Source organism: Sphingobacteriaceae bacterium GW460-11-11-14-LB5 (genome assembly GCA_002151545.1).
Lineage (GTDB): Bacteria > Bacteroidota > Bacteroidia > Sphingobacteriales > Sphingobacteriaceae > Pedobacter.
This window is the reverse complement of sequence record CP021237.1, coordinates 1,088,846-1,106,055: the sequence shown is the minus strand read 5'-3', so window position 1 is coordinate 1,106,055 and position 17,210 is coordinate 1,088,846. Positions and strand designations below refer to the sequence as shown.

The 17,210-nt window shown below is 38.9% G+C and carries 14 protein-coding genes; 3 read left to right on the top strand and 11 right to left on the bottom strand.

Annotated features, from left to right (window positions below; all coding sequences use genetic code 11):
* Positions 1–101 precede the first annotated feature (101 nt).
* Positions 102–500 (top strand): hypothetical protein, encoded by a 399-nt coding sequence (locus CA265_04630; GenBank protein ARS38999.1) that lies wholly within the window; start codon positions 102–104, stop codon positions 498–500.
* Between the two features lie 121 nt (positions 501–621).
* Here CA265_04630 and CA265_04625 read toward each other — a convergent pair whose 3' ends face one another.
* The 8 genes from CA265_04625 to CA265_04590 all read right to left on the bottom strand — a co-directional run bounded on the left by CA265_04625 (position 622) and on the right by CA265_04590 (position 8,690).
* The gene (locus CA265_04625) at positions 622–1,971 is read right to left on the bottom strand and encodes an alkaline phosphatase family protein (protein ID ARS38998.1); all 1,350 of its coding nucleotides are present in this window, start codon (positions 1,969–1,971) and stop codon (positions 622–624) included.
* 10 nt (positions 1,972–1,981) lie between these two features.
* Positions 1,982–3,187 (bottom strand): xylose isomerase, encoded by a 1,206-nt coding sequence (locus tag CA265_04620; GenBank protein ID ARS38997.1) that lies wholly within the window; start codon positions 3,185–3,187, stop codon positions 1,982–1,984.
* 3 nt (positions 3,188–3,190) lie between these two features.
* A complete protein-coding gene (gene aroB, locus CA265_04615) occupies positions 3,191–4,354 on the bottom strand; it encodes a 3-dehydroquinate synthase (protein ARS38996.1) in 1,164 nt (387 codons plus the stop codon).
* Positions 4,355–4,381: 27 nt separating this feature from the next.
* Positions 4,382–5,236, bottom strand: a complete 855-nt coding sequence (locus tag CA265_04610) for a polyprenyltransferase (protein ARS38995.1) — start codon at positions 5,234–5,236, stop codon at positions 4,382–4,384.
* Between the two features lie 34 nt (positions 5,237–5,270).
* Positions 5,271–6,257 carry a hydrolase TatD gene (locus CA265_04605; protein ID ARS38994.1) on the bottom strand — a complete coding sequence of 329 codons (987 nt, stop codon included), beginning with the start codon at positions 6,255–6,257 and terminating at the stop codon, positions 5,271–5,273.
* A 26-nt stretch (positions 6,258–6,283) separates the two neighbouring features.
* The gene (locus CA265_04600) at positions 6,284–7,141 is read right to left on the bottom strand and encodes a hypothetical protein (protein ID ARS38993.1); all 858 of its coding nucleotides are present in this window, start codon (positions 7,139–7,141) and stop codon (positions 6,284–6,286) included.
* 19 nt (positions 7,142–7,160) lie between these two features.
* Positions 7,161–7,541 carry a hypothetical protein gene (locus CA265_04595; protein ID ARS38992.1) on the bottom strand — a complete coding sequence of 127 codons (381 nt, stop codon included), beginning with the start codon at positions 7,539–7,541 and terminating at the stop codon, positions 7,161–7,163.
* Positions 7,542–7,823: 282 nt separating this feature from the next.
* Complete coding sequence (locus CA265_04590; protein ARS38991.1) at positions 7,824–8,690, bottom strand: LysR family transcriptional regulator; 867 nt, start codon at positions 8,688–8,690, stop codon at positions 7,824–7,826.
* Between the two features lie 72 nt (positions 8,691–8,762).
* On the opposite strand from CA265_04590, the gene CA265_04585 reads away from it, so the two are divergent.
* Complete coding sequence (locus CA265_04585) at positions 8,763–9,308, top strand: GNAT family N-acetyltransferase (protein ID ARS38990.1); 546 nt, start codon at positions 8,763–8,765, stop codon at positions 9,306–9,308.
* Positions 9,308–10,210 carry an EamA family transporter gene (locus tag CA265_04580; GenBank protein ARS38989.1) on the top strand — a complete coding sequence of 301 codons (903 nt, stop codon included), beginning with the start codon at positions 9,308–9,310 and terminating at the stop codon, positions 10,208–10,210. Before CA265_04585 ends, CA265_04580 begins: the two co-directional genes overlap by 1 nt.
* A 110-nt stretch (positions 10,211–10,320) precedes the next feature.
* Here CA265_04580 and CA265_04575 read toward each other — a convergent pair whose 3' ends face one another.
* Genes CA265_04575 through CA265_04565 form a run of 3 tightly spaced genes read right to left on the bottom strand, consistent with a single transcriptional unit; the run spans position 10,321 to position 16,848 of the window.
* Positions 10,321–11,979: a hypothetical protein gene (locus CA265_04575; GenBank protein ARS38988.1), complete on the bottom strand. Its 1,659-nt coding sequence runs from the start codon at positions 11,977–11,979 to the stop codon at positions 10,321–10,323.
* Complete coding sequence (locus CA265_04570; GenBank protein ARS38987.1) at positions 11,963–15,307, bottom strand: hypothetical protein; 3,345 nt, start codon at positions 15,305–15,307, stop codon at positions 11,963–11,965. The genes CA265_04575 and CA265_04570 overlap by 17 nt, the downstream gene beginning before the upstream one ends.
* An 11-nt stretch (positions 15,308–15,318) precedes the next feature.
* Positions 15,319–16,848 (bottom strand): hypothetical protein, encoded by a 1,530-nt coding sequence (locus tag CA265_04565; GenBank protein ARS38986.1) that lies wholly within the window; start codon positions 16,846–16,848, stop codon positions 15,319–15,321.
* Between the last annotated feature and the right edge of the window lie 362 nt (positions 16,849–17,210).

Sequence of the window (17,210 nt, the reverse complement as noted above, 5' to 3'; positions counted from 1 at the left end):
GATGTAAATGGATGATGGAATTTCAATGCTTAATTAACGAAAAAAAAGTTTTTAGTAGCGTTTTTGGTTGCTGTACCGTATAAGCTATAAATTAAAGCTTTATGAAAAAGGTATTATTACTCCTCCTGGCTGTAACAGGCCTTTTGTATGTATCATGCAAAAAAAACGATAAAGATAACGATGGGCCTGGTGAAGTTTATGGTAAGTGGAAACTCACCGAAACGATGCAGGATCCCGGGGATGGAAGTGGCAGGTATAAAAAGGTAAGCGGCCAGATCAAATATCTTATTCTAAACAAATCAGCAGATAATGCCGGTAAATTTGAAGGCGATGCACTTCCGGATTTATTTTCGTTCCGGATTTTGGATAGTGTAAAAATGGAGGTTTACAGCAACACCTATAAAATGCCGATGATTTATCAGTACAAGGTTTCGGCAAAATCGCTACAGCTTAACCCTCCTTGTTTCGAAGGTTGCGGGTACAGGTTTGTAAGGGAATAATCTTTTAGGTAAGGTCCTTAAAAAGATTAATTTATTTGAACCTGGATTCAACAAGATGCTTCTTAAATATGATTGTCCTGCTGATTCGATAACGATCAGATCAGCAGAACATCATTCTTTTTCAAACAGTCAAACTATCCCAGATCACCTGATAAACATCCGGTGCATGTAAGGTTTTATCGATTGCCTTTGGGGTAACCAGAACAGGTTTAAATCGATCAGCTACATTAATGCTGCCATGCGACCCTTTAACCAGTGTAGCATCGAGCGGAATGACATCCATCACATAACGGAAACCGGCTTTTTTCCTTAAAAGTTTGTATCCTGCCCTCAATTTAGAAGTCATGAACATTTCTACAGGATCGTAGCCAGGTTTTTTATGAATGTCAACTACCCGCGCATAATCCGGCGCTTTAGCATCGTCAAGCCAAAAATAATAGGTAAACCAGCTGTTTTCTTTTGCCGTAAGCACCAGATCACCTGAACGTTCATGGTTAATGTGGTGTTTCTCTTGTCCTGCCTGATCCAGTATCAATTCAATTTCTGGTACACTTTTCAATAAAGCCTTCACCTGCTCCGTTACACTTTTATCATTAATGTAAACATGTGCAACCTGGTGATCGGCCACTACGAATGCTTTAGAAGCACCCAGATCGAGTAACTCCAACCCTCTTTCTTCACGGATCTGAATCAAACCGTTTTCCCTGAACAAACGGTTAAGGTGGATTGGCTTATTTACAGGGGCAATACCATATTCAGAAAGCAAAATGATGCGTGCACCCCTGCTTTCATAAAAACGAACCAATTCTTCTACTACCTGGTCGATTTCTTTCAGTTCAGTACTGATTTTATCGAGCTCGGGGCCAAACTTTTGCAGGCAATAGTCTAAATGGGGCAGATAAATTAAGGTAAGCGTAGGATTGTGGAGTTTTTCAGTTTCCATCGACGCATCTGCAATCCATCTGGTTGATTTAATATTTGCACCAGGGCCCCAGAACTGAAACAAGGGGAACTGCCCCAGTTTATTTTGTAAATGGTCGCGTAGTTCTGCCGGATGAGAATAACAGTCGGGTAGTTTACGGCCATCGGCCAGGTAATTGGGACGTGGTGTTACCGAAAAATCGGCTGTCGAATACATGTTGTACCACCAGAACATATTGGCACAGGTAAAATCCGGATCTTCTTTTTTAGCCTGATCCCATATTTTTTCGGCATTCACCAGTTTATTAGACTGTTTCCAGAATTTAATTTCACTATCCGTATCATCGTACCATCCATTACCCACAATGCCATTTTCTGAAGGATATTTACCCGTTAAATAGCTCGACTGTACAGCTGTGGTAACTGCCGGCAACAAAGGCTCGACGGTAGTTAAATGGTTTTCGGAAATATATCGCTGAAGAAAAGGTGTATGCGTTCCAATTACGGAAGTAGATAAGGCTACGATATCGATAACAACGGTTTTGTGCATATTTCTTAAATTATAATAAATTTTTAACCCAGGCGAGCTCCCTAATGATTGAATCGTTCAAAGGTGCTTTTAAAGCTGTTGGTAAAACCTCCCAGGTGTAGGTTTCGACTTCTAAATGCGTGGTAAAAGGACTGTTTTTTTGCAAGTTTAGCACCTCGGTAATGTCTGACTGTGTAGATTGGATCAAACCCATATCTTCAACAAAAATGGGAACATGGAAATGTGCCCTCCACTCCTCTACTTCAGGATTTTCACCCGCTGCCAGTGCATCCGACAGGTCAGGATAACGCAATAGCGTACCGTCATTTTTTCGTGCAATTACCTGGTGGAGGTAAGTAGGTTCATCAAAACGGCCTAACTGATCTAATACAGCTGTTCTTGCTGAAAGAGAGGCAGGTAATTTTGCTTTTAATGCCGCACTAATCTGAATTTTCCCAATCTTAATCCCTTTCTCCTGCAGTTCTTTGATGATGGCCGTATGTGGTTCATATCCGATTGCAAAATGACAAACATCATAACACAAACGGATATGCATTTTGATTAAATTTTCTGCTTCATTGGCGTTTAAGCCCGATCGCTCCGCAAAATATGTTTTTCCAATTGGTAAAAGCTCGTTTTCAAACCAGTTGATAAATTCCTCGCCAGATTCCAAAAAACCATCTGGTTCTGGTTCGATATCGAGGTGGATCATTTTATCTGTTTGCTGATGGATTTTTGCTAAACCTTGTGCAACTGCTAAAACATGTGTGCTTGCGGTGGTAGTAGCTTTTTCCTTCTCTAAAGTATCCTTAAACCAGGGTTTATAGCTTAATGGTGAAGTCGAAATCCCACCATCTAAGTCTTCCGGGAGTAATTCGGAAAGGATTTCAGCTAAACGAAGTGTATATGCAACGCGGTCTCTGGTCGTCCAATCGGGCGCATGTACCTTATCTTTAACCCTGGTATGGTGAAAACCACCATAGGGAAATCCGTTCATGGTAAATACATACCCACCTTCCTGCTTAAGCCATTGTTTAAATGTTTCCAGGTGATTTTCTTCCAGCAATTCGATACTGGCGAGATTGGAAAGGCGTAAACCGATGCCCATAGGTGCATCTGGTGATAACTGGGCTTTTAATACCGGAAAACTATCTTTTAACACCGCAAAATGTGCCATCCAGTTTTCGCCTGCATAAATATTGGTACAGAAGGTTAAATGTCCGGAAGTTAATTTCATCGTTTAATGTTGAATAATAGCCGTTTGGTTATTTAAAATTTCGGCAGCTTGTTTTAAAATATCGGCATCAATTTCATGCACTTCCTCTCCACTACCCAGGCCTGTAAGCAAAGTGATGGTTAATTCGCCACCAAGGTGTTCCCTAAATTCTTCCAGCCCCTGTAAAATTGGACTATTGCCTTCAGTAACCTGTAACAAAGGATGAGTTAATTCGAAACCAAGTTGATGGATCAGGCTAATTACCCTTTGCGCGTCTTCCGTACTGATCCTGCCCGATAAATTGGAATATACGGCATCTAAGGCAATACCCATGGCAACAGCCTCGCCATGCCTCACTTCAAAATTAGTCAGATACTCTAGTTTATGCGCACTCCAATGGCCAAAATCCAATGGTCGGGCCGAACCGTTTTCGAAAGGATCGGCACTGCGGATATGCTCCAGGTGGAGTTTTGCGCATTTCCAGATCTGGTAGTTCATGGCGGTGATATCGCGTTGTGCAAGTGCAGTGGCATTCGCCTCCAGCCATTCAAAAAATTCGCGGTCTTTAATCAGTGCCACTTTAATCGCTTCGGCAATACCTGAACGCCAATCGCGATCGGATAAAGTGCTTAAAAATACTTCATCGTTAAAAACAGCAACTGGCGGCGAAAAAGTGCCTAAAAAGTTCTTTTTATTGAAATAATTAATTCCATTTTTTACCCCGACGCCCGAATCGTTCTGCGAAAGCACAGTACTTGGAATCCTGATGTGTTTAATCCCGCGGTGTGCAACCGTAGCCGCATAACCCACCATATCGAGCACCGCCCCGCCGCCAATGGCAGCAACAAACGAATGCCGGTCAATTCCATGAACATTAATGGCTTCCAATACCCGATCAAAATATTGCGTGTCGTTTTTCACCTGTTCTCCCCCAGGGATAACTAAGATATCCTGAACCAATTGCGTTTGAGGGTATTTTGAAAAATATGCTTTAATCTGGTTATTAAGGTCCTGGTGTGCATTTGCCACACCTTCATCTATTACAAATAAAATCTTTTTTACTGCAACTGCCGGATTTAGATTAACTAAAAAACTGTTCAACAGTTCATTTTCTGGCAAAAAGAGCGATGAAGTAAAGAAAACATTATAATTATATTGTACCGTAAAGGATTGATGTAAATGTTCCATATCAATTTGGTAATGTGTGTTTGATGGTTAAGTAACGGCGAATAATTTAGAGAGCCACATGGATAATGGCAATAAAGCTGCAATAATAAAAGCCAAAATCTGGGCATCGAAAGTTACGGCCCAGGCGGCATCCATCAAAATAAGTGAAATTACGCCAGCTTTTACTGCTCCGCCGATATTTTTACCGATAGGTTCTTTTATTGCTTTTAAAAGTGGCCTGAAAATCATAAAGGTAAAAGGAACCAGAAACAGTAGCGACCACAACAACCTATCGTTTACAAAAGCAAAATAAGCAATAGCGCAGATCACGATTGCATATAGAAAGGCCGCCAAATACAAGTTTTTAGCATGGCCTCCGTGAACTTCACCCCGGCTGGTCATCGTAATGGAAAAAATATAAATAACCGGAATAACTGCCAGGTAATAATGACTACAAAGCATTTCTGGCACAATACTCAAACCCAACAGCAGGTTAAAACCACGGCATAGGCCCATATTCAATGGTCCGAAAAAAGAATGGTGTTTGCCAAATTTATTATAAAGCAAAGCGAAAACGGCTACTAAAAGTGCCAATAATCCCGATGTTAAACTATTTAACGCAGCCAGGGTTATTCCAGCAAAAAGCAACAGACTTCCTAAAATGGTTGCATTTTGCAAACTGATCAAACCACTCGGGATGGCCCTTTCCGGGCGTTCTATTTTATCCAGATCGGCATCAAAAACATCGTTGAAAACGATTCCTCCTCCATACAAACAGGCTGTTGATGCGGCTAAAAGCACAATAGATAACCATGGAATGGAAAACCCACTGCTTAAAACACCAGAAATGGCAATTCCCGCTAAAATATCTGCAACTGAAGTAACAATATTGGCAGGGCGCATCATGCGCAGATAGACAATTATTTTTTTCAATACTTTAGCTGATGATGATAGACGATTTATCTGTTCTTGGCTGTTGTCCGCCGCGCAAAATGGTGTTACCTTCGAATTTTTCAGTGAGGTCTACATTTTTTTGCGCATTGAAATCGGCTTCATCCAGCTGTCCGCTCTGTGCAAATGCAGTAATGGCATTGCGGTAAGTAACCAGTTCAATATCCTGATCGCTTAAACCCCGCATTTTCATTAAAGCCGCAGTTTTAGGTACAGCCAAAGGATCGCTGATGCCCCAATCGGCAGCAGAATTCACCATAATACGCTCCGGGCCGTACTGTTTAACAATCTCCACCATACGCTCATTACCCATTTTGGTAAACGGATATATGGTAAAAGCAGCCCAGAAGCCTCTATCTAATACCTCTTTTACGGTCTCTTCATTGTTGTGATCGATAATTACACTATACGGATCGAGGCCATGTTCCAAGGCAATATCCATGCTCCGCTGCGTGCCTTTTTTCTTATCGCGGTGTGGTGTGTGCACCTGTATAGGTAAACCTGCTTCTTTAGCCAGTTCGAGCTGTAGCCTGTAATATTTTTCTTCGGCAGCAGTCTGATCGTCGAAACCGATTTCTCCTATTCCCACTACGCCTTCTTTATAGACAAACAAAGGCAATATTTCCATTACCTGTTCTGCCAGGCTTTCGTTATTGGCCTCTCTCGAGTTTAGTCCAATGGTACAATAATGTTTGATACCAAACTGTGAGGAACGGAAACGCTCCCAACCGATCAGGCTGCTATAATAATCTCTAAAGCTATCCAATCCGGTACGTGGCTGCCCCAGCCAAAATGCAGGCTCTATCAAGGCAACAACACCTGCATCGGCCATCGCCTGATAATCGTCTGTTGTCCTCGAAGTCATGTGAACATGTGGGTCGAAGAATTTCATCCCCTTTACCGCACTGATATCGAACGCTTCAGGCTCCCCCATCAATGCTTTATCTCTTTCAATTGAACTACTGCAACACATATATTTCTGTTTTGAATGTCTAATGGTTAAAATGAATCCCAGTTTAAGTTCCCTTCTGAAAGGGCCAGCTTAAGTTCAGGAAAAGTATGAATATAATCTTTTGCCGGTTGATAATCAGACTGAGCAACGGCAAGTGCAATGGCCCGTTGTTCAATCTGGTCGTAATGCATCAAACCAACTTTAAGGTGCTCAAAAATTTCTGCATTGATAAATTTACCAACCAAACGCCAAAGTTGTGGGTGCACCTTTCGTCCGGCAGCCCAGCGTTCATTTGCATAATCTATCAAAGTTAATGCAAGTTCCAGGTTGGCGCGTTCATCTAAACCAACAATGTGCCTGATATCTTTTTCTGTAAAAAAAGCTTTCAGCACCAATTGGTTCCAGGCGGCATCGTCCAGATTTTCTGAAGGGTATGGGTTGTTTTCCATAATCGCTTCCAAAACCGATCCGATATTACTCCTGATCCCTTCAGCACAACGTTTAACCCAAATTTCAGGATGAGCCAAAAATGGCAATGCCGAATATAAAGCCACGGCCTCACTCATTTCTGCCGAAAGGAACAACCGATCGACAGTTGCATATAATTTCTCCTGATCTGCGGCATTTAAATTGCTTAACAGCCAAACGCGGCAAAGCCTGTCAATAGTCCAGTTACTGATATAGCTGATCCCAGCCGCTGCTATTGAAACCTTTTGAGCCTCGTTAAGCTGAATAACCGATTTCCCTGTTTTGCGTGGCACCATCACAAATGCCTGACTGATCTTATTGCTTTGATCAGCCGATTGTATTACACTTTCTAACCAGTTTTGGCTATCTGCACTCACATTGCTTTTTACAATCGCTGATAAAGCTTCTTGGATAGCCATCGTATCATCACGTTTCATAAAGTATCTGAATAATCGCTTAGCTGGTGATACCCGCCGAAACAAAATAATTGATTAACAAGGCACCTGCAATAATCAACAGCCCAAAAAATTCTCTCGTTTGCTCGATATAAGGTTTAGTGGCCTGCATACTTTCAACCAGACTTGGCCGCTTATATTTCATCATCCAATCTCGTACACCATCTTTTGCAAAAAAAAGGATAGCAGCATAAATTAAATAGAAAGCAGTTAAAAACAGATAAGCAAAAGGGTAAAATTTACCTGCAGCAGCCAATCCACAGCATATTGCGGCGCTTAAATAGATAGATACCCAAAGAAAAGCATCGTTATCATTTAAATTTACATAGGCAAATCCTATAAACGAGATGCAAAAAATAATGTTGAGAATAATTAAAAGCATTTTAAATTATTTGGTTTAAAACAAGGTAAATCGATTTCCCGATTCTTTTCATTCAAAAACAAAGTTATTTAAACTGAATGCTTTTTTTGCCTAAAAAATGTAAATTATATACTGCTATAAAAGTTTTTTTTGATTAAAAACGGTGTTTGCCTCATTCCTTTTCTCTTCTTTTAATATTGGATAAAAAGAAAGGTAGTCTGCATCATCATCCCAAAATGATAATGCTCAACGGTATCTGCCATCACATATTTTACCGGCATTTAAATGCGTCAAACCATCATTCTAATCTCCAAAAACAAGTTTTAGAATATTCGCCAGCACAGGATTATGGTCATCGGCCCGCCAATTGATCAATATATCGGTTTTAAAGGGCAGCGGGATAAAGCGCAGCCCCGGACTTTGGTGGTGCATATAAGAATCGGGCAAAATCGCTATTCCCAGTCCTTTGCGCACCAGTGCAATAATGGTTGATCCAAATTCGGAATGCAGAAATACATCCGGCACAAAATCGTAAGATTTGAAAAGTGCCTGAATAATCTCGCTGTAACTACTGCCCTCATCTTTAGTGGGCAGGATAAATTTTTGCGCCCTAAGGCTCTCCTTAGATAAATCTTCGAATCTTTTAAAAGCATGTTCTAAGGGAACCACTAAAGCCAGGTGATCGGAATATATTTTTTTCGATTTAATACCCTGCTCGCTGGTTATATCGCGGGTAATGGCGAGGTCGATCTTATAATTTTTCAGAAAATCGAGTTGATTTTCATATAAAACCTGTACCAATTTAATTTGGAGCTGTGGAAAGGCCTCTGTAATCTTCGCTAAAATATCGGGCATGATGGAAGCCGATATCGAATCAGGATGTGCAATGGTAATCGTTCCGCGTTCGCCTAAATGGATCTGTTTGGCAAACTGATGGATATATTCGATTTCATTTAATTCGACTTCCCACTTTTCTTTTAAGAATTTACCCGCCGGAGTGAGCTTCACATTACGTTTATTACGTTCAAAAAGCTGTAAACCCAATTCATTTTCAAGCGACTGAATTTGGCGGCTAAGGGCTGACTGTGTGATATTTACCTTTTCTGCCGTTTTCCAATAATGAAGCTGTTCTGACAAGGCCAAAAAATACTTGATTCGCTGAAGATCCATTAATGCAAAATACGCATTAATAAATGAGAAAATAGCATTTTATAACATTTAAAGAGTTCCTACTTTAGTGGCATGGAGCATATCACAATCGAAAGGGCAACAATAGCTGATATCGAAAAATTACAGGAGATCAGTAGAACAACGTTTTATGAGGCTTTTGCAGCGGTAAATAGTGCCGAAAACATGGAATTTTATCTCGAAAACAGCTTTTCGCAAGAAAAACTGACAGGGGAACTGAGTAATACGGATTCTCAATTTTATTTTGCCCTGCTTGATGGAAAAGTGATTGGCTATTTAAAAATCAACCTTGGGCAGGCACAAACCGAAAAGCTGGATCTTGATGCACTTGAAATAGAACGGATTTACCTTCTGAAAGCATTTTATGGTCAAAAAGTTGGCCAGCTGCTTTACCAGAAAGCCATTGATATTGCCCACGAAATACAGGCCAGTTATGTATGGCTGGGTGTATGGGAAGAAAACTACAGGGCTTTAAAGTTCTACGAAAAAAATGGCTTTATTGCTTTCGATAAACATAAGTTCTGGCTAGGCGATGATGAGCAAACAGATTTGATGATGAAAAAAATATTGGTTAACGAAAACGAATTAAAAGTATCCTGATGGAAAAAAGAAACCTCTTTTTAATTTTATTGATATTAGGCACCGCATTCTGGGGCATTTCCTTTTCAGTTACCAAGCTGGCTATTGGCCAGCACCAGCCAGTCCTATTTTTATGCTATCGTTTTTTTCTGGCCACAATGGTATTATCGGTTATTTTCTGGAAACATGTAAAGAAATTAGATTTAACAACCATTAAAACAGGCGCCAGCCTGGCTATTCCACTGGTATTGGGCATTTATTTGCAAACATTGGGCATTACACACACTTCAGCTTCACAATGTTCATTTGTAGCTGGAATAACAGTGGTGATGATTCCGGTGATTAAACTTTTTATTTACCGAAAAGCTGCAGCGTTAAAAATATGGATTGCCGCATGTACCGCACTCATTGGCCTGTTTGTCATATCGGTTACGGATCAATTCAGTATCGGAACTGGCGATTTGTATACCATTGTTGGTGCTTTTTGCTTTGCCATTTATCTCATCCAGATTGAAAAAGAATCGATGGCGGGTGATATTATTCCGACCATTGTGCCCATGTTTGCCACTTGCGCCATACTCACTTTTCTATTAACCTTTATTCAGGGAAACACCACCTGGATTCCGCAGCAGGAAACATTTTGGATGGGTATTATTTTTTGCGCACTATTCTCAACGGCTTATATGTACACCATATCGAATATTTCTCAAAAGTACATTAGTGCAGAAAGGGTATCCATCATCTATCTTTTCGAACCTATTTTCGGAGCCTTCGCTGCACATTTTATTTTGGGAGAAGAAATTACATCGAGGCTATTAATTGGTGGCGGCATGATATTTTTGGCAACACTGATCTCTGAACTGAAATGGAAAATGCCAAATCAAATGGCAATGCTCAGGGTATTGAAGGAAAAAAAGTATTAGGCTTAGTTTAAAGCCTAATACGTATCATTCCCTATGCGCGGGAATGATACCCGATTTTAGAAATGTTCCATTGATAGCTTGTTGAAATACCCTCAAGTAAAATTTATTTGTTAATTAGCGGCAACTTTAAGCGCATGGTGTTGCAACATCATTCTTGTTGCCAAAATGTGTTCGCAAGGCCCTTTTTTAAGTTTATTGCTCAGATAAAAAGCGCATTGGCAAGTCCCTTCTATTAAACGCTGATCTTTATCAATCAAAGCCACTGTACTAAAAGTTTCACTTTTAGTTTTCACTTTACCTTTTATTTCAAGTACATCATTTTCTATTTTGGTAACAATTTTCACATGGTCTTTCGCTATAAATTCGTTCGCAATTTTTTCTTGTTCGCTACCAAAACGTAGAGCATTAAAATCTAGCGGTTCCTGGCTTAGCTCTCTTACACGATAAACACCCAGTTTCAGATCATAAATTACACGCCCCGCCTGCGTGTACGCTGTTAATGCTGATGAAACCACAGCGGCGCTTAGTCCGGTTTTTGTTGTTATTTCTGCTGCAGATGCAAACCAAGTTTCTTTTAAAGCGGTAAAAATCTGTTGTTTGGTTAGTATATCTACATGACCACGAGGTGCCATTAAGTCGAAATTACCAGCCCTGCTCCAGTCGTTATCTGTCCAGCCTGACAATCCAAGTGTAAAAGTCATATCGCCTAAATCAGCCATAAAAAAAGAAGGCAAACCCGAACCCAATAAAACCACTTTAAAACTTTTGGTAATGGGGATTAAACGTTCTAAAATTATCAATCTTCTTCTACCCCAAATTCTGATTGTTTTCTCCTCGGAACCGGTGTAAATAGAGCGATGGAAAGTTAAGGTTTCATACCATGGTTCAATAACCAAACGTACTGGTTTACCGGGCTCTAAAATAAACCGCAAAGCCCGCGGGCCAGCAGTTTCTTTAAAACGACGTAAATATTGACAAAGGCTAAAGACATCCATTGGATGTAATTCAAATGAAGTTGCCGGCAAAGTCATTGCTGCGCTCACCTGCAAAAAGCCCCTCAGCCACGAATCTGGTAAATCTATTTTAACTTCTTTATAAACCTCTTCGTTGGTGGTTTTCGCCTCAAATCCTGAAGGATCAATTTTAAAAGATGTATCCTTATAACCTCTTATTTTTTGAAATTCACCGTATAATTCTGCAGAATAATCGATGTTAGTTGTACCGCATTTAAATTCATTAACTTCTGTAAATACATTGTAGTTACAACTTAACTTACCATACGAAGATTCATCTTGACTAAAACATTCGAAAAACAATTCATCAGGATGAACCGTAATCACCGGATCAAGAACCACCCATGCATCACGATCATTTTTATACAAGTAATCGAAGTACCTATTTTTTGCTTTGTTAAATGGCCCGAGTACCCGATCTTTTTCGCGATAAATCTGCTTTAAATCATTTCTAATTTCTTCGATGCGATTTCTTACCTGCTCAATCTGGAATCCAGCCATGTATTCGCCTAACCAAATTTTTTCCTGTTCTTCGGCCCAAGCTTTATATGCTGCTTTATCTTTTGGTTTATAACGAAGGTCAGAAACAACTACATCATGTAATGCAGATATTGCTTCTCGAAACGCAATTTTTTTATTTAATTTCCCAACAAAAAAAGTTGGATCACGCATTGCATCAGGTACAAAACTCATTGCTGTTTTGTTCGCATCATTACTGATGGAAGTATTTCCACTGTATTTATAATTGAATAACATGCGCTTCGTTTTTGATTATGAGGTGCATATCCAAAACAGGATATTGTGTTTTAATTTTTGTTAAAATATCGATGCAAACAGCTTTATCCTGAATGGTAGATTGTGCTGAGACATCATCTAAAATGCTTATAGCCCAAGCTGCAGTTTCCATGCTCTTAATCGATTCCTGATAGAGGAAATTAAAAATACGGTCCTTGGCAACCCTACCTTTGTTAACACGGGTAAGCGCCGAACGGAAATAAAACGTTAACTCTTGTAGTAAAGCAGGCTTATCTTTAGCGTACATGGATAAGTAACTACTCACAAAAGCCTGAACATTTACACTTGGGTGCTCGCTTAATTTTGTTAAATAATCCACAGCATGATCTACATTAAAAAACCGGGTGATCATTTCCTTGCCAAAACTTTCAACATCTGGCCTAATCGAATCTACAATACCAATTAAAGTATCCGGATCCCAATCTCCTTCTGTAAACTCCGTTCTAAAAAAATGAAAAGCATAAGCCCTGGTATCATCCCATTTCGAATCTAACAGATAAAGTGATTGATTTCTTTCCTCTCGAATTCTTGATACATGTTGCTTGAAATAATTCCATGCCCACTGGCGGATGGCAAGAATTTCATGGCTACCAAAAGAAATAATTTGTCGTAAAGAAAAACGACCTGGGTTACTATAATTTTTCAAAATTTCATACCCGGCCAACTGACTAATTCTGTATTGTGCATGAATCAGTTTTGTAAGCTCTTTTGGTTGTAAGCCACTGCTCCAATATTGTTTTAGATTTTGCAGTAGAAACTCGCTTAAGCTCGCGTGTGCCCCTTCAAACTTCTCTTTACGCATTAAAGCATAAGCAAAATGCGATACAATAACATTTCCAACTTCAGATTGACCAGCTAATTTTTTCTCGACTATTTTAAATATGGCATCCAAAACTTTCTTATCGCTACTATCAATTAGGTTGATTAATAATTGGATATTTTCAACGATAAAATGATCAGGGTATTGATTTAATAACTCAATGCCACCACCACGAACTTCAGGGAATTCACTAAGCAATAACATTTTTGTTAAAGAGATTGGAATTTCCGTTGGAGAAACCCTCTTAACCTTATTCAGCAATATTTTCGTCGCCAAAATTTTATTAGCATTTAATACTGATGAAATTAACTGCTCTACAATATTCCAACTCAATTTTTCCATTTGCGTTTCAGCAAACAAACCTAAACGATCAATAGCATTTTTAGCCTGAAGATTGTTTTCATCCGTATTTTCAAAATGAAGTAGATCGGTAATGGCTTTACCCAAAATAGCCTGTACCCTATCCTCAGAGAAACGGCATTTTTGTAAGGTTTCATTGATCCAGTTTTTGCTTTCCTCTTGTGTATTGAATAACACGATCATTAAAAATTCAAGATCATTAAAATACAATTCAATATTTTCACCAACCAGTTCTTGCGCCCACACCCTGGCATTTCTACTATTGCAAGCCAATATTTTGGCAACAAAGACAGGGTTTTCAGCAAGTTTGCTTTCTTCGTTTTTCAGTATTTCAAAACCGAACTGATTCGGCAAATCGAACTTACTATTTAGCAATTGCAAAATCGAACGTTCATCAAAACGCTGAATAATCTCGTCATATTGTGGATGAGCTGTCAACCTTTCGTAGGCAAAAAGATGAATTCTGTTCATTTCAGCCTGCATTAACAACTGTATGTAAGCTTGGGGCATAGCATCCCAAAGTTCAGGATACAGCTCCAAACGGATCGAACTGTTTAAATCTGTTTTTGGCGTAATATCTTGTTCAACCACTGGCAGAGGTAGTGGTGGTGTTACATTTTTCTTACCAAATAAACTTTTAAAAATATTCTTAGCTGTATCAATTACTGAAACTCCACTGTCACTATTAAAACCTGTATTTGATCTGGAAGCTACCGCTCGAACATTTGCCGCATTGTAATAGTAATCAGGGCTGGTTACTGTCCTGCTGTCGATTATAAACCTTAAATTAGATTGCAACTGGCGCTTCGAATCATTCCCAAAAAGGATGGTAGAAAGCAGTAACGACTCCGAACATTCGGGATAATTTACAATTAAATAGGAATATTGTTTCGTCTTATAATTATAGCGACCATATTCATTTAATGGCTTTTCTTCGGCAATAGAATAATCATTTTCCGTATACTGCAATAAAGTATTTACGGCAAGTTTTAAATATACTGAAGCATCTTTGGTTGCTCCGGCACTTTTAAGAAATTCGACAGCATTTTTCTGAAAATAGGTTTTGGTGTATTGCGAAAATGCCAGTTTACTATCTTTATTTTTAAGTTCTGCACCTACCCTAACTGTTTGGTCAATAGCAGTTAAATATTGTCTGTAATTAGAATCAAGCGAATATGTTCGCCTGAACATGGCGGGTTGTTTCTCGAAACCATAAAATAAAATAGCTAAAGTAGCTACATCGTTTCTTAATTGCGCCAGCTTGTAAATTGCCCTCAAATGTTTAAAAAACGGCGGTTTGTATGGACAAGTTTTCAATACATTATTAAGGATAGGCAACAACGTTGATTGCACTTTGCCTAATAAATAAAGTGTGGTAAAATAATCTACCTCTTTGTCTTTTATATTTTGATCTAAAGTAGCCTTAAGTAAATCTAAATCGTTTATTTCTACAGCATATCTTATTTCTGCAGGTAGCTTTTCTAATAACTGATTGCTAATTTTTTGCTGTTCAGCCTCATTAGCAATTGTTAAAAGCCCCTCAAAAGCCAGGTTCACGATATGACTTTTTTGCTTAACGTTATTGGCTAAAGCCGCAAACAGCGGCTCGGCTGCAGCTGCATTTAATTTAGTTAAAGCATATAGGGCTGTATAAGTTTGCATTTCATTGCCTCTTGTTGCCAGCTTGATAATAAAAGGAATGGCCTCCTTTAAATTTAACATGCCGGCCTTCCAAATTATTCGACTGGTTTTCCACTCAGTACTGAAACTGTTTCTACCAACTACAGCATCTTGCAAGCGCTGCAAAATTGTACCATTTAAAGTATCAGGTTCGACGGCATCTAAGGAAGGGAGTTCCATAAATACTTCCGTTTCAGTTTGATAACCTTTTTTGCGTTTTTCATTTTCCAATTCTGCAAAAAGCACTTCAGCAATATCCAAAGGCAATGCAGCAGTTGTTTTGGTTCCTTCTTTGAGTGTACTTCCTCTCCTACCGTATCTAAAATTCACTAAGAATTCGTTTGCAGAAAGCTCGCAAAGATCAATCTCATATACCTTATCAGATTTCCCTTCTTTAAAAAATAATTTACTTTGTTTAATGAGTTTCATATGCAAAACATTTAAAGAATATTCCACCAATCGTACTGTTTGGCATCATTTGATGGCTTTATGGGCGTTTCTAATTTAACTTCAGGTACCATTTCTGCCACAATGGTTTCTATTTTAACTTCAACAACCTCTTCCCTGATAACCGGATAACCGTGTTTAGCAACAATATTTTCGAGCTGGATTTTAAACGCTGCAGCCTTAATCTTATTTACCATTTTTACAAAATTGATGTAACCCTCAACAGCATTAATCAGATTTTTAGCATTACCCCATTTTTGATCTTTCCAGCCATGTGATTCTATATTGTGCAAAAGCGCCCTAAATTTGCGCAGTTGATCTCGCTGAACATTTAATTTTTCGTTTACAACAATGCCAGTAACCTTTTGCAAATTGCCTTTTCGCATGATATGCGTTTTCGCAGGGTGCATGGTAAAACCTTCAGCTTCAATTATTTTCTTAAGAAAGAACAACAAACTGGCTATATTTTTTTCGTTTTCTTTTGATAAGGAAAAACTTAAATCATCAGCGTATCGGGTATAAGTAAAATTGAATTTTGATGCTAATCCATGAATTTTCTTATCTAGTTTAAAAGCTATTAAATTGCTAATTGCCGGACTAGCAGGAGAACCTTGCGGTAAAATACGATCCCCTTTCTGTACGTAATAAGATACGCCATCCATTTCAACATATTCAGTTTCAGCACTGGTACAGATTAGTCCAAACACCGTAGAAAGTTGCTCTGAGTACCCCAATTTATTGAACAAACCTTTAACGCGTTTGTAACTAATACTTGGAAAGAAATCCTTTAGATCGACATTAATAACGATGTCTTTTTCGAGGTGTGGTTGCGCATTACTGATTATGGAGCGTTCTTTGATGAAACCATGAACATGGTCATTAATTTCGATGCGGTTTAAAACGTTCTCCAATACCCATAGTTGCAAAGCTTTTAACCTCGATTTTGGTGCCGATATTAACCTTTTTCCACCTGTTTTTTTCGGAATTTCGAAAGTGTGGTAATGATTTATCCGAGAAACTTTTCTTTGATAGAGTAAGTATCGTAAAGTAGATAAATCTACACCAATGGCCGATGCAAAATCAATAATTTGATTAAAAACCGGCAGATTAAACTTCTGCAAAGTTTCAATATCAGATTCCGTTTGGTTTAAGCCGCCCGAAACCCCCTCACCTAAATAAATAATTTGCTGTTGCTGAATATTCTTCCAGTTTCCGGCCTTATCTTCTTTCTTTTGTTTGTTTTTTTGCTTGGTTGTTTCTCGTTTCTCCTTTGCCAATTTCATGCGGGCTTTCCGCATTTCTTTCAGCATGGCCTCTTGATTCTGGTATTTACGATCCTGAGCCAAAAGATTGCCCAGCTCTTGGTTTGCAACAAGTTCTCGTTTAATTAAAACTTCTGATAAACTTGGTGTATCAGAAGATTCCCAAAAACCAAGACGTTGCATTTCTTCAAGAATATAACTTTCCTTAGAGGTAGCGCGAATACGATCGTAGATTTGTTGTCGGCTAAGTTTTTCTGCCATTTGGAGCTTGATTTAGTTAAAAAGCCCTGTCTTTTTTATAAAACAGGGCTCGAATTTAAAATCCTTCGTATTTTCATAGGACTATATCAATCAACTCCAGAGAACATGTACTATACGTACGGTTAAACTCGCGGAGTATGGAACCGAAACCGTACGTATAGTACGTGTTCTCCCCATAAAGATTGCAGGTAGTGCCGAGTGTCAAATATTAGTTCATCGATGACGAAACATCACCATTTTCTTATTCAGAAAAAGCAAGGTATTTTTTAAATCCACGGGCAATATAGAAATAAATATTTCGAATTTGAAACTAATTTTTAAGTTCTCTTCAAATTTATTTTCGCTAAGAAGTTAGGGCATTT

Bases quoted from the DNA above. Each gene is read 5' to 3' on its own strand.
- CA265_04630 (ARS38999.1), top strand. From the start codon at position 102: ATGAAAAAGGTATTATTACTCCTCCTGGCTGTAACAGGCCTTTTGTAT.
- CA265_04625 (ARS38998.1), bottom strand. From the start codon at position 1,971: ATGCACAAAACCGTTGTTATCGATATCGTAGCCTTATCTACTTCCGTA.
- CA265_04620 (ARS38997.1), bottom strand. From the start codon at position 3,187: ATGAAATTAACTTCCGGACATTTAACCTTCTGTACCAATATTTATGCA.
- aroB (ARS38996.1), bottom strand. From the start codon at position 4,354: ATGGAACATTTACATCAATCCTTTACGGTACAATATAATTATAATGTT.
- CA265_04610 (ARS38995.1), bottom strand. From the start codon at position 5,236: ATGCGCCCTGCCAATATTGTTACTTCAGTTGCAGATATTTTAGCGGGA.
- CA265_04605 (ARS38994.1), bottom strand. From the start codon at position 6,257: ATGTGTTGCAGTAGTTCAATTGAAAGAGATAAAGCATTGATGGGGGAG.
- CA265_04600 (ARS38993.1), bottom strand. From the start codon at position 7,141: ATGAAACGTGATGATACGATGGCTATCCAAGAAGCTTTATCAGCGATT.
- CA265_04595 (ARS38992.1), bottom strand. From the start codon at position 7,541: ATGCTTTTAATTATTCTCAACATTATTTTTTGCATCTCGTTTATAGGA.
- CA265_04590 (ARS38991.1), bottom strand. From the start codon at position 8,690: ATGGATCTTCAGCGAATCAAGTATTTTTTGGCCTTGTCAGAACAGCTT.
- CA265_04585 (ARS38990.1), top strand. From the start codon at position 8,763: ATGGAGCATATCACAATCGAAAGGGCAACAATAGCTGATATCGAAAAA.
- CA265_04580 (ARS38989.1), top strand. From the start codon at position 9,308: ATGGAAAAAAGAAACCTCTTTTTAATTTTATTGATATTAGGCACCGCA.
- CA265_04575 (ARS38988.1), bottom strand. From the start codon at position 11,979: ATGTTATTCAATTATAAATACAGTGGAAATACTTCCATCAGTAATGAT.
- CA265_04570 (ARS38987.1), bottom strand. From the start codon at position 15,307: ATGAAACTCATTAAACAAAGTAAATTATTTTTTAAAGAAGGGAAATCT.
- CA265_04565 (ARS38986.1), bottom strand. From the start codon at position 16,848: ATGGCAGAAAAACTTAGCCGACAACAAATCTACGATCGTATTCGCGCT.